The organism is Blautia glucerasea (assembly GCF_013304385.1).
Lineage (GTDB): Bacteria > Bacillota > Clostridia > Lachnospirales > Lachnospiraceae > Blautia_A > Blautia_A ammoniilytica.
This window is the reverse complement of sequence record NZ_JAAITU010000002.1, coordinates 76,949-94,675: the sequence shown is the minus strand read 5'-3', so window position 1 is coordinate 94,675 and position 17,727 is coordinate 76,949. Positions and strand designations below refer to the sequence as shown.

The 17,727-nt window shown below is 44.1% G+C and carries 18 protein-coding genes and 1 other annotated feature; of the genes, 14 read left to right on the top strand and 4 right to left on the bottom strand.

What is annotated here, in order from left to right:
- The first annotated feature begins 6 nt into the window (after positions 1-6).
- From G5B11_RS01515 to G5B11_RS01505, 3 genes are read left to right on the top strand one after another with little or no spacing between them, the layout of a single operon-like run.
- Positions 7-1,080, top strand: a complete 1,074-nt coding sequence (locus G5B11_RS01515) for a branched-chain amino acid ABC transporter permease (RefSeq protein WP_173726620.1) — start codon at positions 7-9, stop codon at positions 1,078-1,080.
- Positions 1,077-1,919, top strand: a complete 843-nt coding sequence (locus G5B11_RS01510; RefSeq protein WP_158420313.1) for an ABC transporter ATP-binding protein — start codon at positions 1,077-1,079, stop codon at positions 1,917-1,919. Before G5B11_RS01515 ends, G5B11_RS01510 begins: the two co-directional genes overlap by 4 nt.
- Positions 1,912-2,628 carry an ABC transporter ATP-binding protein gene (locus G5B11_RS01505; protein ID WP_158420314.1) on the top strand — a complete coding sequence of 239 codons (717 nt, stop codon included), beginning with the start codon at positions 1,912-1,914 and terminating at the stop codon, positions 2,626-2,628. The genes G5B11_RS01510 and G5B11_RS01505 overlap by 8 nt, the downstream gene beginning before the upstream one ends.
- 94 nt (positions 2,629-2,722) lie before the next feature.
- On the opposite strand, the gene G5B11_RS01500 is transcribed toward G5B11_RS01505, so the two are convergent.
- The gene (locus G5B11_RS01500) at positions 2,723-4,279 is read right to left on the bottom strand and encodes an ABC-F family ATP-binding cassette domain-containing protein (RefSeq protein WP_158420315.1); all 1,557 of its coding nucleotides are present in this window, start codon (positions 4,277-4,279) and stop codon (positions 2,723-2,725) included.
- A 48-nt stretch (positions 4,280-4,327) separates the two neighbouring features.
- Positions 4,328-6,073, bottom strand: a complete 1,746-nt coding sequence (locus G5B11_RS01495) for an Rqc2 family fibronectin-binding protein (protein ID WP_173726619.1) — start codon at positions 6,071-6,073, stop codon at positions 4,328-4,330.
- 251 nt (positions 6,074-6,324) lie between these two features.
- Between G5B11_RS01495 and G5B11_RS01490 the strand changes: the two genes are divergently transcribed.
- The 7 genes from G5B11_RS01490 (at position 6,325) to G5B11_RS01460 (ending at position 11,740) form a co-directional block, all read left to right on the top strand.
- A complete protein-coding gene (locus tag G5B11_RS01490) occupies positions 6,325-7,203 on the top strand; it encodes a YicC/YloC family endoribonuclease (protein WP_173726618.1) in 879 nt (292 codons plus the stop codon).
- A 20-nt stretch (positions 7,204-7,223) separates the two neighbouring features.
- Complete coding sequence (locus tag G5B11_RS01485) at positions 7,224-7,496, top strand: DUF370 domain-containing protein (protein ID WP_158420318.1); 273 nt, start codon at positions 7,224-7,226, stop codon at positions 7,494-7,496.
- Positions 7,489-8,109 carry a guanylate kinase gene (gmk, locus tag G5B11_RS01480; RefSeq protein ID WP_173726617.1) on the top strand — a complete coding sequence of 207 codons (621 nt, stop codon included), beginning with the start codon at positions 7,489-7,491 and terminating at the stop codon, positions 8,107-8,109. The genes G5B11_RS01485 and gmk overlap by 8 nt, the downstream gene beginning before the upstream one ends.
- A 138-nt stretch (positions 8,110-8,247) precedes the next feature.
- Entirely contained in the window at positions 8,248-8,586 is a 339-nt protein-coding gene (gene rpoZ, locus G5B11_RS01475; protein WP_158420320.1) for a DNA-directed RNA polymerase subunit omega, read from the top strand.
- A 4-nt stretch (positions 8,587-8,590) separates the two neighbouring features.
- A complete protein-coding gene (rimO, locus tag G5B11_RS01470) occupies positions 8,591-9,928 on the top strand; it encodes a 30S ribosomal protein S12 methylthiotransferase RimO (RefSeq protein WP_173726616.1) in 1,338 nt (445 codons plus the stop codon).
- A complete protein-coding gene (gene pgsA, locus G5B11_RS01465; protein ID WP_158420322.1) occupies positions 9,912-10,451 on the top strand; it encodes a CDP-diacylglycerol--glycerol-3-phosphate 3-phosphatidyltransferase in 540 nt (179 codons plus the stop codon). Before rimO ends, pgsA begins: the two co-directional genes overlap by 17 nt.
- A gap of 20 nt (positions 10,452-10,471) precedes the next feature.
- A complete protein-coding gene (locus tag G5B11_RS01460) occupies positions 10,472-11,740 on the top strand; it encodes a competence/damage-inducible protein A (RefSeq protein WP_173726615.1) in 1,269 nt (422 codons plus the stop codon).
- 49 nt (positions 11,741-11,789) lie between these two features.
- Here the strand turns inward: G5B11_RS01460 and G5B11_RS01455 are convergent, their stop codons facing one another.
- On the bottom strand, positions 11,790-12,062 hold the full coding sequence (locus G5B11_RS01455) for a hypothetical protein (protein ID WP_173726614.1): 273 nt from the start codon (positions 12,060-12,062) through the stop codon (positions 11,790-11,792).
- Between the two features lie 129 nt (positions 12,063-12,191).
- On the opposite strand from G5B11_RS01455, the gene G5B11_RS01450 reads away from it, so the two are divergent.
- The gene (locus G5B11_RS01450) at positions 12,192-12,338 is read left to right on the top strand and encodes a hypothetical protein (RefSeq protein WP_173726613.1); all 147 of its coding nucleotides are present in this window, start codon (positions 12,192-12,194) and stop codon (positions 12,336-12,338) included.
- A 21-nt stretch (positions 12,339-12,359) separates the two neighbouring features.
- On the opposite strand, the gene G5B11_RS01445 is transcribed toward G5B11_RS01450, so the two are convergent.
- On the bottom strand, positions 12,360-12,686 hold the full coding sequence (locus G5B11_RS01445) for a hypothetical protein (protein ID WP_173726612.1): 327 nt from the start codon (positions 12,684-12,686) through the stop codon (positions 12,360-12,362).
- A 199-nt stretch (positions 12,687-12,885) separates the two neighbouring features.
- Between G5B11_RS01445 and G5B11_RS01440 the strand changes: the two genes are divergently transcribed.
- From G5B11_RS01440 to tyrS, 3 genes are all read left to right on the top strand, one after another.
- Positions 12,886-14,268: an N-acetylmuramoyl-L-alanine amidase family protein gene (locus tag G5B11_RS01440; RefSeq protein ID WP_244092882.1), complete on the top strand. Its 1,383-nt coding sequence runs from the start codon at positions 12,886-12,888 to the stop codon at positions 14,266-14,268.
- 11 nt (positions 14,269-14,279) lie between these two features.
- Positions 14,280-15,983, top strand: coding sequence for a MutS-related protein (locus G5B11_RS01435; RefSeq protein WP_173726611.1), 1,704 nt, complete (start codon positions 14,280-14,282; stop codon positions 15,981-15,983).
- Positions 15,984-16,110: 127 nt separating this feature from the next.
- Positions 16,111-16,373 (top strand) — a binding site (T-box leader).
- A gap of 43 nt (positions 16,374-16,416) precedes the next feature.
- On the top strand, positions 16,417-17,646 hold the full coding sequence (gene tyrS, locus G5B11_RS01430) for a tyrosine--tRNA ligase (RefSeq protein WP_173726610.1): 1,230 nt from the start codon (positions 16,417-16,419) through the stop codon (positions 17,644-17,646).
- The last annotated feature ends 81 nt before the right edge of the window (positions 17,647-17,727 follow it).

The following is a 17,727-nucleotide window of genomic DNA, read 5'->3' as shown; positions in this document are numbered from 1 at the left end:
GATATTATGACAAAGAAAAAAGAAACGATCATAAATGTTGCCCTGATTGCAGGACTTCTTGTGATTTTATACATTATGGAACAGCTGATGAATCCTACAGACATGATTTTTACAGTCCTTAAAAAAGGTGCTATTTACGCACTGGTTGCTGTTTCCATGAACCTGTTAAACGGTTTTACAGGTCTGTTTTCCCTTGGGCAGGCAGGCTTCATGCTTCTGGGTGCATATACATACGGGATCCTTACCATTCCGACAGAACAAAGAGAAAGCGTTTACCAGTATTTTGATGGCGGCATCGTACAGTTTGCAGTTCCTGTGGCTATAGGCATCCTGGCTGCCGGTGTGGTAGCTGCTATTTTTGCATACCTGATCGGTCTTCCTGTACTTCGTCTGAAAAGTGATTATCTGGCAATTGCCACACTTGGTTTTGCCGAGATCATCCGCGCAGTGTTCCAGTGGGATAAGCTGGGACCACTTACCAATGGTTCCAACCTTTTGAGAAGCTATCCTACGTTCAAAAGTGTGCTGTTCCCGTTTATTGTATCAGGGATCTGTATTGCTGTGATCGTGATGCTGATCAATTCTACTTACGGAAGAGCATTTAAGGCCATTCGTGATGATGAGATAGCAGCAGAGGCTATGGGAATCAATCTGGCCCATCATAAAAGGATCGCTTTTACAGTCAGTTCCTTTTTTGCAGGGATCTCAGGTGCCCTTCTTGCTATGTACCAGACAACCATCCAGGCTTCCATGTTCAAGTCTGCAATGACTTATGAGATCCTGCTGATCGTTGTAATCGGAGGTATTGGCTCTGTGACAGGAAGCTGTATCAGTTCCTTCCTGTTTATTACCTGCTCTGAGTGGATCCTTAGATTTTTGGATAATGATACTTATATCGGGGATTTCCATGTACCCCTTCTTCGGTCTGGTTTCCGAAAGGTTGTATTTTCTATTATCATTATGATCATTGTACTATTCTTCCGACAGGGTATCATGGGAACAAAAGAGTTTTCAGTGGCAGGGATCCGGAACTTTTTTGTGCGAAAATCCAATAAGGAAAAAGGGAGGAAACTCCAATGAGTGAACATGTGCTGAAAGTAGAAAATGCAACGATGCAGTTTGGCGGTGTGGTTGCAGTTGATAATATGAATATTGTTGTAGATAAAGGTGAGATCGTTTCCCTGATCGGTCCTAATGGTGCAGGGAAAACAACGGCTTTTAATGTGATCACCGGTGTTTACGCACCAACCAATGGGGCTGTATATTTTAATGGAAAGAAGATCATTGAAAATCATCCACAGGGTAAAATGAAGAAATTATACCAGGGACAGAATGCAGGCAAATATACTCATGTGCTTGCACCTACCCCGGATAAGATCACACAGCTTGGAATTGCAAGGACCTTCCAGAACATCCGCCTTTTTAAAAGCCAGACAGTATTTGAGAACATTCTCATTGCAAAACATTTGAGAAGAACCAGTAATCTTTTTACTGCCACTTTCCACCTGAACGGAAAAGAAGAGCAAAAGATGCGGGAGGATGCAACTCATCTGTTGGAAATTGTAGGTTTAAAAGATGAGAGGAATGAGATGGCTACCTCTCTTCCCTATGGAAAACAGAGAAGACTGGAAATTGCCAGGGCGCTGGCCACTAATCCAAGCCTGCTTCTTCTGGATGAGCCTGCAGCAGGTATGAACCCACAGGAAACCGATGAATTGACGGCTTTTATTGGAGAAATCCGTGATAATTTTGGACTTACTATTTTTATGATCGAGCATCACATGGATCTGGTTATGGAGATTTCCGACAGAATTTATGTGCTTGATTTTGGAAAGCCTATTGCTGAAGGTGTTCCGGAAGAGATTCAGAATAATCAGCGGGTAATTGATGCTTACCTGGGAGGTGCAGCAGATGAGTAATGTACTGGAAGTAAAAGGACTGTGTGTTTCCTATGGAGGCATCCAGGCAGTAAAAGATATCAGCTTTGTAGTTCCGAAAGGTGAAGTAGTTACACTGATCGGAGCCAACGGTGCAGGGAAAAGCTCTACACTTCGTTCCATTGTAGGTCTTGTGAAACCTACCCTTGGCAGTGTTCTTCTTAATGGAAAGGAAATCGCCGGAAAAACACCGGAAAGTATTGTATCCCAGGGGATTACCCTTGTGCCGGAAGGAAGAAGGGTTTTTGCCGACTTGACGGTGCTTGAGAACCTGAAGGTTGGAGCTTACCTAAGAAAGGATAGCCTGGATGAAGATATCCGCTGGTGTTATGACCTGTTCCCAAGACTGAAAGAAAGAAGCTGGCAGCTGGCAGGTACTCTTTCCGGAGGAGAGCAGCAGATGCTTGCTATTGCAAGGGCATTGATGAGCCGCCCGGATGTGATCATGATGGATGAGCCTTCCCTTGGACTGGCGCCTATTGTTGTACGTGGAGTGTTTGATATTATCCGTGAGATCAACCGTCAGGGTAAGACAATCCTTTTGGTGGAGCAGAATGCGAACATGGCATTAAATGCAGCACATCATGGGTATGTTATGGAAACAGGACGGATCACGTTGTCAGGAACCGGTAAGGAACTGTCTGAGAATGATTCCGTAAAGGCTGCTTATCTTGGAAAAGCAAGAAAATAATGTTACGATAAGAATGCCGGGAAAATAATCCCGGCATTAATCGTTATGAAGTGTATAAGAAATATTAAGGATGCAGCAGATACACAGGAGCGGATCACAAGATCTTTGTGGTCCACTTGCTGCAGTCCCATACCTGAGAAACAATATCCTGGTAGAATTCCGGTTCATGACAGATAAGCAGGATACTTCCCCGATATTCAAGAAGGCTCTGTTTCAGGGCCTCTTTTGCGTCCACATCCAGATGATTGGTAGGCTCGTCAAGAAGCAGCACATTGGTTTCTTTATTGACAAGCTTGCACAGGCGGACTTTTGCCTGTTCTCCACCACTGAGTACACGAACCTGGCTTTCAATGTGTTTGGTGGTAAGTCCGCATTTGGCCAGTGCAGAACGCACTTCATACTGGGTATAGGATGGGAATTCTGCCCAGATCTCATCAATGCAGGTAGTCTTATTGTCGCCCTTTACTTCCTGTTCAAAGTATCCGATCTGCAGGTTGTCCCCTAATTCGCAGGAACCGGAAAGGGGCGGGATCAGACCCAGGATGCTTTTTAAAAGTGTAGTTTTACCGATTCCGTTCGCACCGGTAAGAGCGATTTTATGCCCTCTTTCCATAGAAATGGTAAGGGGCTTGGATAAGGGCTCGTCGTATCCGATCACAAGGTCTTTAGTTTCAAAAATATATTTACCTGGTGTGCGCCCTGCTTTAAAGTGAAATTCCGGCTTGGGTTTCTCTGCGGCAAGCTGGATAAGATCCATTTTATCTAACTTTTTCTGCCTGGACATGGCCATATTTCTGGTGGCCACTCTTGCTTTATTTCTGGCAACAAAATCCTTAAGCTCGCTGATTTCCTGCTGCTGTTTTCGGTAAGCAGCTTCCAGCTGGGCTTTTTTTACTTCATATACTTCCTGGAAATGGGTATAATCTCCAACATAACGGTTCAGCTCCTGATTTTCCATATGATAAACCAGATTGATCACATCATTCAGGAAAGGAATGTCATGGGAAATCAGGATAAAAGCATTTTCATAATCCTGAAGGTAGCGCTTCAGCCAGGCAATATGCTCTACATCCAGATAGTTGGTAGGCTCGTCAAGAAGCAGGATATCCGGCTTTTCCAGAAGAAGCTTGGCAAGCAGAACCTTTGTACGCTGACCACCGCTAAGATCCGTTACATCCCGGTCAAGGCCAAGCTCCAGAAGCCCCAGTGCCCGGGCAACTTCCTCAACCTTTGCATCTATTACGTAAAAATCATGAAGAGTCAGGGTATCCTGGATAGTACCAAGCTCTTCCATCAGATTTTCCATTTCTTCCGGAGACGCATCCCCTAGCTGATCACAGATACTGTTCATTCGTTCTTCCATCTGGAAAAGCCAGGAAAATGCAGATTTTAATACATCTTCAATGGTCATTCCTGCCAAAAGTACAGAGTGCTGGTCCAGATAACCGATCCGTACATTTTTGGACCATTCTATCTTACCTTCATCAGGCATCAGTTTTCCTGTAACAATATTGAAAAAAGTAGATTTGCCCTCGCCGTTAGCACCTACAAGGCCAATGTGCTCCCCTTTTAAAAGGCGGAAGGACACATCATGAAAGATGGCTCTGTCTCCAAAACCATGGGTCAAATGTTCTACGTTTAGTATACTCATAAAATGAAACTCCTTTGTATTTGAACCAATGTGCTTGTTCTAAAAGAATTATGCTTCGGAAAAAGAAGAAATATCCGGAACAGCCATCAGAGAATAGTTGGTGTAATATACCACAAATCCTGGCTTTGCGCCAGCTGGTTTTTTTACATTTTTCTTTTGCAGGTAATCGATTTCTACTTTAGGGGCAGTACGGCCCTGAGAATAATAGGCGGCCAGACTGCCGGCTTCTTCAAAGGTGCGGTCCGGAAGAGTACCATCCTTTGTTTTGACTACTACGTGGGAACCTGGCATTTTCTTTGCATGGAACCACCAGTCGTTTCCGGATGCGAATTTGAAAGTCAGTTCATCATTCTGATAATTGTTCTTTCCCACATAGATGTCATACCCGTCACTGGATATGTAATGGAAAGGTTTGGATTTTGTCTGCATTTTGGCACCTTTTTTGGAGGTATAATGCTTTTTGATATAACCAAATTCTGTCAGTTCCTCTTTGATCTGGGATAGATCACTTTCCTCGCGGGCAATATCTAATGCATTGGAAATAGATTCCAGATGCTGTATCTCTTCCGTGGTTTCCTTGATCTGTTCTTCAAGTGCCTCCTGGGTGCGTTTCAGCTTCTGGTACCGGTCAAAATACTTTTTGGAATTTTCCTGAGGGGTAAGTTGAGGATCCAAAGGAATGGTAATTTCCTCATTGGTATAGTAATTCAAAGCTTTAAATGATTTTACACCTTCTTCCAGACCATAACCATAGGTGTTGATCAATTCACCATATATCTTGTATTTGTCTTTTTTCTCAGTATCCTTCATCTGTTTTTGCTGAAGCATCAGCTTTTTGCGGTTGCGTTCCAAGGCTGTCTGGACGATCCTGCGAAGATCAGCAGATTTTTGACGGATCCTTGTGATCAGATCCCTGGAGGCATAGTAGGTTTCCAGCATCTGGGAAACGCTGTCAAAGGATACGCTATGGTATTCCGGCCCATATTGCTGGAAATCCAGCACTCCGTATTCCACAGGTTCATCCCCCCGGAAAATAATATTAGGGGTAAAACTGCCTTCTTTTACCTGATCCATGATCCTTGCAAAGGTATGGTAAAGATGAGTGCGTGCAGCTTCATTAAGAGACTGCATGGAATCATTTCCGTCAATAGATGCACGGAAGCAGACTTCCTGAGCCATAACAGGACTGATCCCTGTAAGGGATGAATAAATGGCTTTGGCCGCCGGAAGTGGCTTTGGGCAGATGCCGGCTATAAATTCTTCTTCTGTGATGGTAAGCGGATCCAGCTTGTTCTGGGTTTTGGGAATAAAGTATTCACGGCCTGGAAGGACTTCGCGGACAGAACTCATATTGGAAGAAACATGTTTGATGCTGTCCAGGATCATACCCTTGTCATCGCAGAAGATCAGGTTGCTGTGTTTGCCCATAAGCTCCATGATCAGTATTTTATGGCATACATCTCCTAATTCATTTAAATGTTCCAGGTGGAACTGTACTACACGTTCCATGCCAGGCTGTGTAATATCTGTGATCCGCGCACTGCCGATATGCTTCCGTAAAAGCATGCAGAAATTGGGAGCAGTAAGGGGGCTGATACGGTTCTTAGATGTAAAGTAAAGCAGAGGCAGGGATGGGGAAGCGGAGAGCAGCAGCCGCTTCTGGCCATCCTGGCCTCTGACTGTGATCAGCAGCTCGTCGCTTTCAGGCTGGGCGATTTTGTTGATCCTGCCGCCTTTCAGGCTGGTGTTCAGTTCTTTTACCATTGCTGCAATGGTGATGCCGTCAAATGCCATATGAAAAACTCCTTTCAGAGGGAATAAAATCAAAAACAAAAGTAAGTGTACCTCGCAAATCAGAGATTTGCTCGGTCGCGACTGCGTCGCATATACAAACAAATCCTTAAGTCTTTATGGAAGCAAGCTTCCAACAGCCTTAATGCTTTGTTTGTGCACTTACTTTAGTATACACGTAAAAAAAGGGTTTGACTAGGGTTATTGAATGAATTATAATAAATCTATATGTTCGGAGGAAGAAAAGAAAGACAATGATAAAAAGCATGACTGGCTTCGGACGAGCCGAAGTTATCACGAAAGAAAGAAAAATAACAGTTGAGTTAAAATCTGTAAACCACAGATATCTTGACCTGAGTATAAAGATGCCCAGAAAGCTTAGCTTTCTGGAGAGTACTGTGCGAAATCTTCTGAAGAAATATATTCAGAGAGGCAAGGTAGATGTATTTATTTCCTATGAAGATTATACCTTGAGCCAGGGATCACTGAAGTATAACAGAGAACTGGCAGCGGAATATCTTGGCTATCTGAAAGAAATGGCACAGGATTTTGGTCTGGACTACGACATGAAGGTGTCTGCACTTTCCAGATATCCGGATGTTTTTACTATGGAGGAGCAGTCACTGGATGAAGAGGAGTTATGGAACTGTCTTGAACAGCCTCTTATGGAGGCATGTGAGAAGTTTGTTGCAGCCAGGGAACGTGAAGGCGAGCACCTGAAGAATGATCTGGTTTTGAAGCTGCAGGGGCTGGATGAGAAGGTGACGATAGTAGAGCAGCGCTCTCCCCTTGTAGTAGATGCTTACAAAGAGAAACTGGAGGCTAAGGTTCATGAACTTCTGGCAGATACCCAGTTTGATGATGCCAGGATCGCAGCTGAGGTTGTGATGTTTTCTGATAAGATCTGTAATGATGAAGAGACAGTACGGCTTCACAGCCATATTGCCGGGATGAGGAAAATGCTGGAGGAGTCCGAAGGTATTGGACGTAAGCTGGATTTTATGGCACAGGAGATGAACCGGGAAGCCAATACCATTCTTTCCAAGTCCAGTGATCTTGTGATATCAGATATTGCCATTGATTTGAAAACAGAGATCGAAAAGATCCGTGAGCAGATTCAGAACATTGAGTAAAGAACCTGGAGATTTGTTTTATGGCAAAATTAATTAATATTGGTTTTGGTAATGTGGTAAATTCCCAGAAGATTGTTGCAGTTGTAAGCCCGGATGCAGCACCTGTGAAGCGGATGGTGCAAAGTATCAAAGGCACCCGTTCACTGATCGATGCCACACAGGGACGAAAGACAAAAGCAGTGATCATCACATCGGATGATTACCTTGTATTGTCGGCATTACAGCCAGATACCATTGCCAGAAGATTTGCAGAAGTATATGAATATGAAAGCAGGGGAGAGAACCATGAGTAAAGGGATACTTGTTGTAGTATCTGGATTTTCTGGTGCTGGAAAAGGCACTGTAATGAAACGTCTGATGGAAAAATATGACAATTATGCATTGTCTGTTTCTGTTACCACCAGGTCCCCCAGACCGGGAGAGCAAGATGGAAAAGAATATTTCTTCCGTACAAGGGAAGAATTTGAGGAGCTGATCCAAAAGGATGCCCTCATTGAATATGCCCAGTATGTAAAGAATTATTACGGGACGCCCCGTGCCTATGTAGAAGAACAGCTAAATGCAGGTAAGGATGTAATCCTTGAGATCGAGATTCAGGGAGCCCGCAAAATCAAAGCAAAGAATCCGGAAGCATTGCTGATCTTTATTGCACCTCCATCTATGGCAGAGCTGAAAAACCGTCTTGTTGGCAGAGGTACAGAAACACCTCAGGTGATCGAGAGCCGTCTTCACAGGGCAGCAGAAGAATCCCAGGGTGTGGAGGAATATGATTATCTTCTTTTAAATGATGAGTTGGAAATCTGTGTGGATGAGCTTCACAGGATCATCCAAAGCGAACACAGCCGGATCAGCCGGAATCTTGGTTTTATCCAGGAACTTCGTAAGGAGGCCAGTCAGCTGGGCTGAAAAGTGCAATATGATAAGATAAGATAAGATCACAGACATTTACGTATTACAGGTGTGAAAGGTTTGAACCTGTCCGGACTATGTCAGGACAGGAGAATGACTTTACAATATAAAATTATAAAAAGGAGCAGGATAGATATGATTCATCCATCTTATTCAGAATTAATCGAGGCAATCAATACAAATAACGAAGACGACGACGAGAGCATGGTTCTGAACAGCCGTTATTCTCTGGTACTTGCTACCAGTAAGCGTGCACGCCAGCTGATCGCCGGATCCAAACCACTTGTAGAAGGAGCAGCCGGAAAGAAACCTCTGGCCATTGCTATTGATGAACTTTACAAAGGAAAAGTAAAGATCCTTCCTGGCAAGCATGAGGATGAGGAAGAAGCAGCTGCAGCAGAAGAGACAGCAACAGAGACATCAAAAGAGGAGAATACTGCTTCTGCAGAGGAGTCTTTGTCAGAAGAGGCATGATTATATGAAATTATTATTTGTTTCCCTGGGATGTGACAAGAATCTGGTGGACTCAGAAGAAATGCTGGGGCTTCTTACCAGGAATGGTCATGAGATTGTTGACGATGAGACAATGGCAGATGCTATTATTGTAAATACCTGCTGCTTTATCGGAGACGCCAAAGAGGAAAGTGTGAATACGATCCTTGAAATGGCAGAATATAAGAAAGCCGGTTCCTGTAAAGTTTTGATCGTTACAGGATGTATGGCACAGCGCTATAAAGAAGAAATTATTCAGGAGATTCCAGAGGTAGACGCCGTTCTTGGTACTACTTCTTATGGGGAGATCCTGAAGGCAATGGAAGCCGCAAAAGCCGGAAAACATTTCCAGGAATTTAAAGACATTGACTATCTGCCGGAAGATCTGGGCAGGCGTGTGCTTACTACAGGTGGTCATTATGGATATCTGAAGATTGCAGAAGGCTGTGATAAGCACTGCACTTACTGCATTATCCCCAAATTGCGTGGCAGGTACCGTAGTGTTCCTATGGAACGCCTTCTTAAGCAGGCTATGGATATGGCAGAACAGGGTGTGAAGGAACTGATTCTTGTAGCCCAGGAGACTACAGTATATGGCAAAGATCTTTATGGTAAGAAATCTCTTCATATCCTTCTGAAAGAGCTTTGTAAGATTCAGGGAATCAGATGGATACGTATTCTGTATTGCTATCCGGAAGAGATTTATGATGAGTTGATCCAGGTAATGAAGGAAGAAGAAAAGATATGTAATTATCTAGATCTTCCAATCCAGCATGCCAGCGATCCTGTTCTGAAAAGAATGGGCCGCAGGACAACAAAAGCAGAATTGGTGGAGATCATAGAGAAGCTTCGCAGTGAGATTCCTGATATTATCCTTCGCACTACGCTGATCACCGGATTTCCGGGAGAAACAGAAGAAGACCATCAGGAACTGATGGATTTTGTGGATCAGATGGAATTTGACCGTCTGGGAGTTTTCACTTACTCTCAGGAAGAAGATACACCAGCTGCTTCCATGGAGGGACAGATCCCCGAAGAATTAAAGGAAGAAAGAAAAGATCAGCTGATGGAGCTTCAGCAGGAAATATCCCTGGAAAAGGGCCAGCAGAGGGTCGGGCAGGTAGTATCTGTGATGATCGAAGGTCAGATTTCAGGAGAAAGTGCTTATATAGGCAGGACTTATGGAGATGCGCCAAAGGTAGATGGCTATATTTTTGTGCAGACAGGAGAGCTTCTGGTAACAGGAGATTTTGTGAATGTACGGATCACCGGTGCATTGGAATATGACTTGATAGGAGAATTGGAAGATGAATATACCGAATAAACTTACGGTTGCAAGAATGATCATGGTGCCGTTTTTTGTCCTGTTCAGCCTTACAGGCTGGGGAGGTGCTGCGAACCGCTATATCTGTCTTGTTATTTTTGTAGGAGCCAGCATTACGGACTGGATGGACGGTCATCTTGCAAGAAAGAATAATCTTGTTACGAATTTTGGAAAGTTTATGGATCCTCTGGCTGATAAGCTTCTGGTATGCTCTTCCCTGATCTGTATGGTGGAATTGAACCGTCTGGAGGCCTGGATTGTGATCATCATCATCGCCAGAGAATTTATTATCAGTGGGTTCCGCCTGATCGCAGCTGAGAACGGAGTAGTGATCGCAGCCAATTATTGGGGCAAATTCAAGACAACCGCTCAGATGATCATGATCATTTTGCTGATCCTGAACTTTGATGGCATCTTTCACATTCTTGCCCGTGGTTTTGTATGGATATCACTGGCATTGACGATTATCTCACTGTTGACTTACATTATGGAGAATAAGAACGTATTATCCATGCAGGAATAATAACTGCGAAAGGAAAAAATATGATTGCAGAGATTGTAACGGTAGGAACCGAGATATTGCTTGGTAATATTGTGAATACCAACAGTGCATATCTGGCAGTGGAATGTGCAAACCTTGGTCTGACTGTATATTATCAGAGTGTGGTAGGAGACAATGAAGAACGGATGAAGGCAGTGATCCGTACGGCACTGGACCGGTCTGATGTTGTGATCCTTACCGGTGGTCTTGGACCTACAGAGGATGACCTTACCAAAGAGGTAACAGCTGAAGTGATGGGGATGCCTCTTGTTGAGGATGCACATTCCAGGGAGCGCATCGAGCGCTATATGAAAGAATATAAGAAAAATAATTCCCAGCGCCGCATCACATCGAATAACTATAAGCAGGCACTCATTCCAGAGGGGGCACTTGTACTGGATAATCACAATGGGACAGCTCCGGGGCTGATCCTTGAGAAGGATGGTAAGATTGCCATTTTGCTTCCCGGACCTCCGGTAGAATTAAAGCCTATGTTTACAGAGGAGGTTTATCCTTATCTCCGCAAAAAACAGCCGGAAATCATTTACTCCCAGGTAGTGAAGATCTGCGGGATTGGCGAGAGCCAGGTGGCAGAGGATATTCAGGATATGATCCAGGCACAGACCAATCCTACCATTGCACCTTATGCAAAAATAGGTGAAGTACATTTGCGGATCACTGCAAAGGCGTCTGACGAGAAGGAAGGCAAAAAGCTGATCAAGCCTGTGGTAAGGGAACTGAAACGCAGGTTTGGTAGGAATATATTTGCAACTGAGGCAGAGAAAACACTGGAAGAAGCGGTGGTAGATATGCTTCGTGACCAGCAGCTCACACTTGCATTGGCTGAGTCCTGCACAGGTGGAGAGATTGCAGCCAGGATCGTGAATGTGCCAGGTGCATCCCAGGTATTTACCCATGGTTTTGTCACATACAGTAATCGTGCCAAGAGAAAATGCCTTGGCGTAAAGAAAGCCACACTGAAGCTGGAAGGTGCTGTTTCAGCCAAATGCGCAAAGGAAATGGCAAAGGGAGGATGTAATGCGGCAGAGGCTGACATCTGCCTTTCTATTACAGGGCTGGCAGGCCCTGACGGAGGCACAAAGGAAACACCTGTGGGCACTGTATTTATGGGCTGTTGTTATAATGGCAAGGTTGTTACACGGGAGTTCCATTTCACAGGGAACCGCACCAAGATCCGACAGCAGGCAACTGCACATGCTCTTGCTTTTTTACGTGAATGCATGATGGAAGGTATTTCAAAATCTGAGTAAAATGATTCAGCCATGAACATCAGGAATTGGTTCATGGCTGTTTTTATATTCATTTTATCATTTTCATAAGTTGTATTACCTGATCCAGTTTCCGGATTTCTTCCGGGCTTTTTCCAATTTTTAGTACCTGTATGATGGTATCAATCTCATTATCTGAAAAATTCATACCTGCCTGCTTTCCCCGGGCAGCTGCACTCATGATGTAAGGCAGCATCTGGGAAGGGCTTTTCCCTGCTCCCTGCATGGCCAGTTGGGAAAGCATATCTAATTTCCCACGGTCTAATTGTGACAGTTTAGGGTTGTCTTTCCAGTTTTGATCCATTTAAAACCTCCTTAAATAGGGGCAGATCTGCCCCGTGATCTTTACTAATTTATGATTTTATTATTAAAATATGACAGGACAGCGGCCTGTGACATAAACTGATAGAAAGAATGAAAGCAGGAGATCGATATGGAAAAGAAAGAGAATGGCAGGCAGCGAATTATTTTTGATGGAACTGCCTTTTATGAAATAGATCTGGAATGTGTGGAACAAAAAAGAAAGGATCAGGAGGAACGGGAAAAAGAGAGAAACCGGCAGACAAAAGGGGCGCATTAAGCGCCCCAAGGACAGGAATGATCAGCATCCACATCCGCATCCGCCATAGCCTGACAGGAGCAAAAGTACAATGATCAGCCAGCTGCAGTCATTACTGCCGCATCCATTGCAGTTGTTTCCATAACCATTGCATCCGCTAAGGCAAAGTATGATGATGAGCCAGAGTATGCAATTACAGTTTCCGTTGTTCAGGTTGTTGAAGCCCAGGCATCCATTGTTGCCGCATCCGCATCCATTGTTGCCACATCCGCATCCGTTGTTGTTGCATCCGCATCCGTTGTCACATCCACATCCGCATCCGGATCTTTCCTCAGAACATCCACAGTTGGTAGCTGCTAAATCACTCATGTTAAAATCCTCCAGAAATTGTTTACACTTCATCTTATGAACAGGACAAGATTTGTGTGAATCATAATTACACCTGTGCACAGCAACATAATTACAATGAATTGACAGATTTATTATATTAGGATATAATGAAAGAAATTTAACAACTTTGTAATCTTTGAAATGAAATCGACATAATTTGACAAACGGAGAGACGGATATGAGTGAAAAAGCAAAAAAATCTTCCAGGAATCATTTTTTACTGGTGCTGTTAGCGGTATTTGCTGCAGTACTCACATTACAAATGGGAGCAGGGGAAGTAAAGGCTGCTGCCAAGGGATTTCGTACAGTAAAAGGGAAAACATACTACATAGATGACAGCGGCAAGAAGCATAAAGGCTGGCTGAACCTGAACGGAAAGAAATATTATTTCAATAAGAAAACAGGGGTACAGGTAAAGGGCTGGCAGTTAGACAGTAAGGGCCGGAGAGTACGGTACTTTTCCATGGGCAAAGGGATCATGGCCACCGGCTTTGTAAAGGACAAGTCTGGGATCACACGTTATTTTTCCCCTGCAAACGGACGTATGGTTACTGGATGGATGAAAGATGCCAATGGATACCGGTATTATTTTAAAAAGAACACAGGTGCCATGCTGAAGGGATGGGTAACTGTTTCCGGCAGGAAGCGGTACTTTTCCGGTTCCGGCCGTATGGCTACAGGCTGGGTAGTGAATTCCAAACAGCATGCCCGGTATTTCAGCCCAAAGAGCGGTTTTATGTATACCGGTCTTCAGAAGGTAGATGGAGCATATTACTATTTTGTAAAATCAACAGGCTTCCGTTACCAGAAGGGCTTTTACACCATTTCAAAGAAGAAATATTATTTTAATCCAACGGATGGACGTGCACAGACCGGTTGGCTTACATTAAATGGCAAAACATATTATTTTAATTCCAAAGGGGTTATGTATACCAATACAACAGCAGTGATCGACGGTATATCTTATAAGTTCAGTTCCAGCGGCGTTGCTTCTCAGGTTGCTGCTCCAAATGTGGTTGCCAATGATAAGACCATGATTGTCTATGATGAGAAAAATGCCAGAAATTATACAGTAATGAAGGAATACTTAAGCCATCCGGGTGTTGCTAACGGAGAAAAGTCTGATCTGGATCTGTTGGCAGCTTTCTGTGAGTCTGAGGCTGGCAATCAGGGGCTGGTAGGTATGGAAGCTGTAGTACTTACCGTGCTGAACCGCACCATTAAGGCAGACAGGGAGTTTCCATCCAGTGTACGTTATGTGCTGTACCATGGCACCACATTCCCACAGTATTCAGTTGTGACAAATGGAGTACTTTTGAAACGTCTGAATGGGCAGTTTGATAACAGGGAGCTTGCTTATCAGGCAGCCAGTGAAGCGATGAAGATTTTTAATGAATATGTGACAAATGGGACTAAGAGGACGCTGAAAGGCATTGATACAAAAGACTTCAATTACATGTATTTTATGACGATCAGTGCATACTGGAAACAGCCCCTTAATTTCAGTAAAGTGAAATCCTGTCAATATAAGGATCATATGTTTTTTGTTGACTGGGTATAAAGGAGGCTGGGATGAATCATTCATACCTTACAGCGATTTTGATGGCAGCAGGATTTATCCTGCTGTTTGTCATATGGATGCTGCATGAAAACAGGAAAAACCAAAAACAGCTTCTTCAAAAGATCAGAAACGCGTACGGAAAGCCGTCGCAGCGTAGATATGAGCCAGGGGATCTGGATAAGATCTCTCATTACTACAAACGGATAAAAGAAGATAGATTTTATATTGATGACATTACCTGGAATGACCTGGATCTGGACAGTATGTATATGATGGTGAATCAGACCATTTCCTCACCAGGAGAGGATGTGCTTTATTCCATGATGAGGCTTCCAGTGTTTTCAAAAGAAGAAGCAGATAAAAGAGAAGATCTGATTCAGTTTTTTGCTGCTTCCCAGCAAAAAAGAGAAAGGCTTTTACAGTCTTTGGCCAAAATCAGCAAAAATGGCGCAGGCTCTCTCTCGGATACAGTACTGGCCTTAAAGGATGCGCCGAGAGTGCATACAGGGATTCATGCGGTCCTTCTTCTGGTCCTTCTGGCCAGTCTGGTGCTCCTTCCTTTTTCGCCGGTTTATGGATTTTTCTTTTTGCTGATCATCATGATCACCAATGTGGTGGTGTATTATGTCGGCAGGGACAGGAAGCTGATCGAAGCCTACCTTATCTGTTTTTCTCAGCTGATACGTATGCTTTCAGCTGCAGATGAATTGGAACCAGTGGATTGGCCGGAAATCAAGGAGCAGATGGATGGTATCAGGGAGGGCAGGAAGGTCTTTCACAAAATTCGGAAAAGATCTGTTTTTATCACTGGCAGTAATGGGGCTGGGGATGGCCTTCAGGTAGTGATGGACTATGTGCGTATGCTGACCCATGTAGATATTCTTGTATATAACAGCCTGCTGGATCAGGTTCAGGGAAAGACCGGGCAGATCCTGCAGATGATCCAATGCATCGGGGAACTGGATGCTGCTATTTCTATAGCATCCTTTCGTGAAATGCTGTCTTACTGGTGCAGGCCGGAATTTCTGCCTTATACTACAGCACAGCCTGTTTCCCTGGAAGCGGCTGATCTGTATCATCCCCTTCTTACAGAAGCAGTTGCCAACAGTATCCAGGCTAAGGGCGGCACACTTGTGACAGGCTCCAATGCTTCCGGAAAGTCTACATTCCTTAAAAATGTGGCTTTAAACAGTATTCTGGCGCAGACCTTACTTACCTGTACCTGCAGCTGTTACAAGGCTCCTTTTTTGAAGGTTATGACTTCCATGGCTCTTAGGGATGATTTGTCCGGCGGCGAAAGTTATTTTATTGTAGAGATCAAATCCCTGAAAAGGATTCTGGATGAAGGTAAAAAAGAAGTTCCTCTATTGTGCATCATTGATGAGGTCCTTCGAGGAACCAATACGATTGAAAGAATAGCTGCATCCTCTCAGATCCTGAATGCTCTTGACAAAAAATGGATCCTGCCTTTTGCAGCCACTCATGATATTGAGCTTTCTTATATCCTGAATGGTGTTTATGAGAATTACCATTTTCAGGAAGAGGTACGTGAGCATGAAGTGGTGTTTGATTATATCCTGAGAAAAGGAAGGGCAACCACCAGAAATGCGATACGTCTTCTGGATATGCTGGGATACGATCCGAAGATCGTAAAAGCAGCAGGAATGGTGGCAGAGAATTTTGAAAGAACCGGTGTATGGAGAACAATAAACTGATTTTTTATAATTTTGGTATGGTGCAGATTTCTTTTAAAACGGTGACTGCATTGCATTAAGTTGTAAAAGCACCCTGGAAAAGCCTTGACTTTTTGGGGGCATCTTTGTATACTTGCAAATATATCAGAAAAAGACTTGGATGGGAAAGAGTAGCATAAGGATAAGCCTACAGAGAGCAGCCGGAGGGTGAGAGGCGCAGGTGGAAATTATGTGAATACCTCCCGGAGTTCCGCACCCAACAGATGATCTGTCTTAGTAGGCTGCGGCGGTGTGGCGTCCGTTACAAGGCTGAAGTGATTTGCTATAAGAGCCAGTCACTTGCGGAGGCAGAGAATGTGAGTTCTCAGCAAATTTAGGTGGTATCACGGGATCCCGGTTCTCGTCCTAAAAGGACAAGGAGCCGGGATTTTTTTATTAACAGGAGGAAAGAAAGATGACAGTTTGGGAAGAACTGAAAGCGAGAGGTCTGATCGCGCAGGTGACAGACGAGGACGAGATCAAGGAATTGGTAAATAATGGTAAGGCTACATTTTATATTGGCTTTGACCCCACAGCAGACAGTCTTCATGTAGGACACTTTATGGCACTTTGCCTGATGAAACGTCTTCAGATGGCAGGCAACCGTCCTATCGCACTGTTAGGCGGCGGTACAGGTATGATCGGAGATCCTTCCGGCAGAACAGATATGCGTCAAATGATGACTAAGGAAACCATTCAGCATAACATTGACTGTTTCAAGAAGCAGATGGAACGCTTTATTGATTTTTCAGATGGCAAGGCTATGATGGTGAATAATGCAGACTGGCTGATGAACCTGAATTACGTAGAGCTTTTAAGAGAGGTTGGCCCTCATTTTTCAGTCAACAGAATGCTGACAGCTGAGTGTTACAAGCAGCGTATGGAAAGAGGCTTAAGCTTCCTTGAATTTAACTACATGATCATGCAGAGCTATGACTTCTACATGCTGTTCCAGAAATACGGCTGCAATATGCAGTTCGGCGGCGATGACCAGTGGAGCAACATGCTGGGCGGTACAGAGCTGATCCGCAGAAAGCTGGGCAAAGATGCTTATGCAATGACCATCACTCTTCTGCTTAATTCAGAGGGCAAGAAGATGGGCAAAACCCAGTCCGGAGCTGTATGGCTGGATCCTAATAAAACCTCTCCATTTGATTTCTACCAGTACTGGCGTAATGTAGATGATGCAGATGTGATCAAATGCATGAAGCTTCTTACCTTCCTTCCTTTGGAGGAGATCCAGGAGATGGAGAAATGGGAAGGAAGCCAGCTGAACAAAGCCAAAGATATCCTGGCATATCAGCTGACAGAACTTGTTCACGGAGAAGAAGAGGCAAAGAAGGCCCAGGCCGGTGCACAGGCACTGTTCGGCGGCAGTGCAGATACAGCCCATATGCCATGCACAGAGCTTGAGGACAGTGATTTTGCAGAGGATGGAACCATTGATCTGATCACGCTTCTTGTAAAGACAAGTCTTGTTCCTACCCGTTCTGAAGGCAGAAGAGCCATTGAGCAGGGCGGGGTTTCCATTGACGGAGAGAAGAATACAGACATCCGACATGCCATGAAAAAAGAAGACTTCCAGGGTGAAGGTGTGATCCTGAAGCGTGGAAAGAAAAAATTCAATAGAGTTTGCTTAAAATAATAAGATATGTTAAGATAAAAAACAGTGCTTCCGCAGCTGCAAACAAGCGGCTGTGGACATTCTGAACGATGTAGGAGGAAA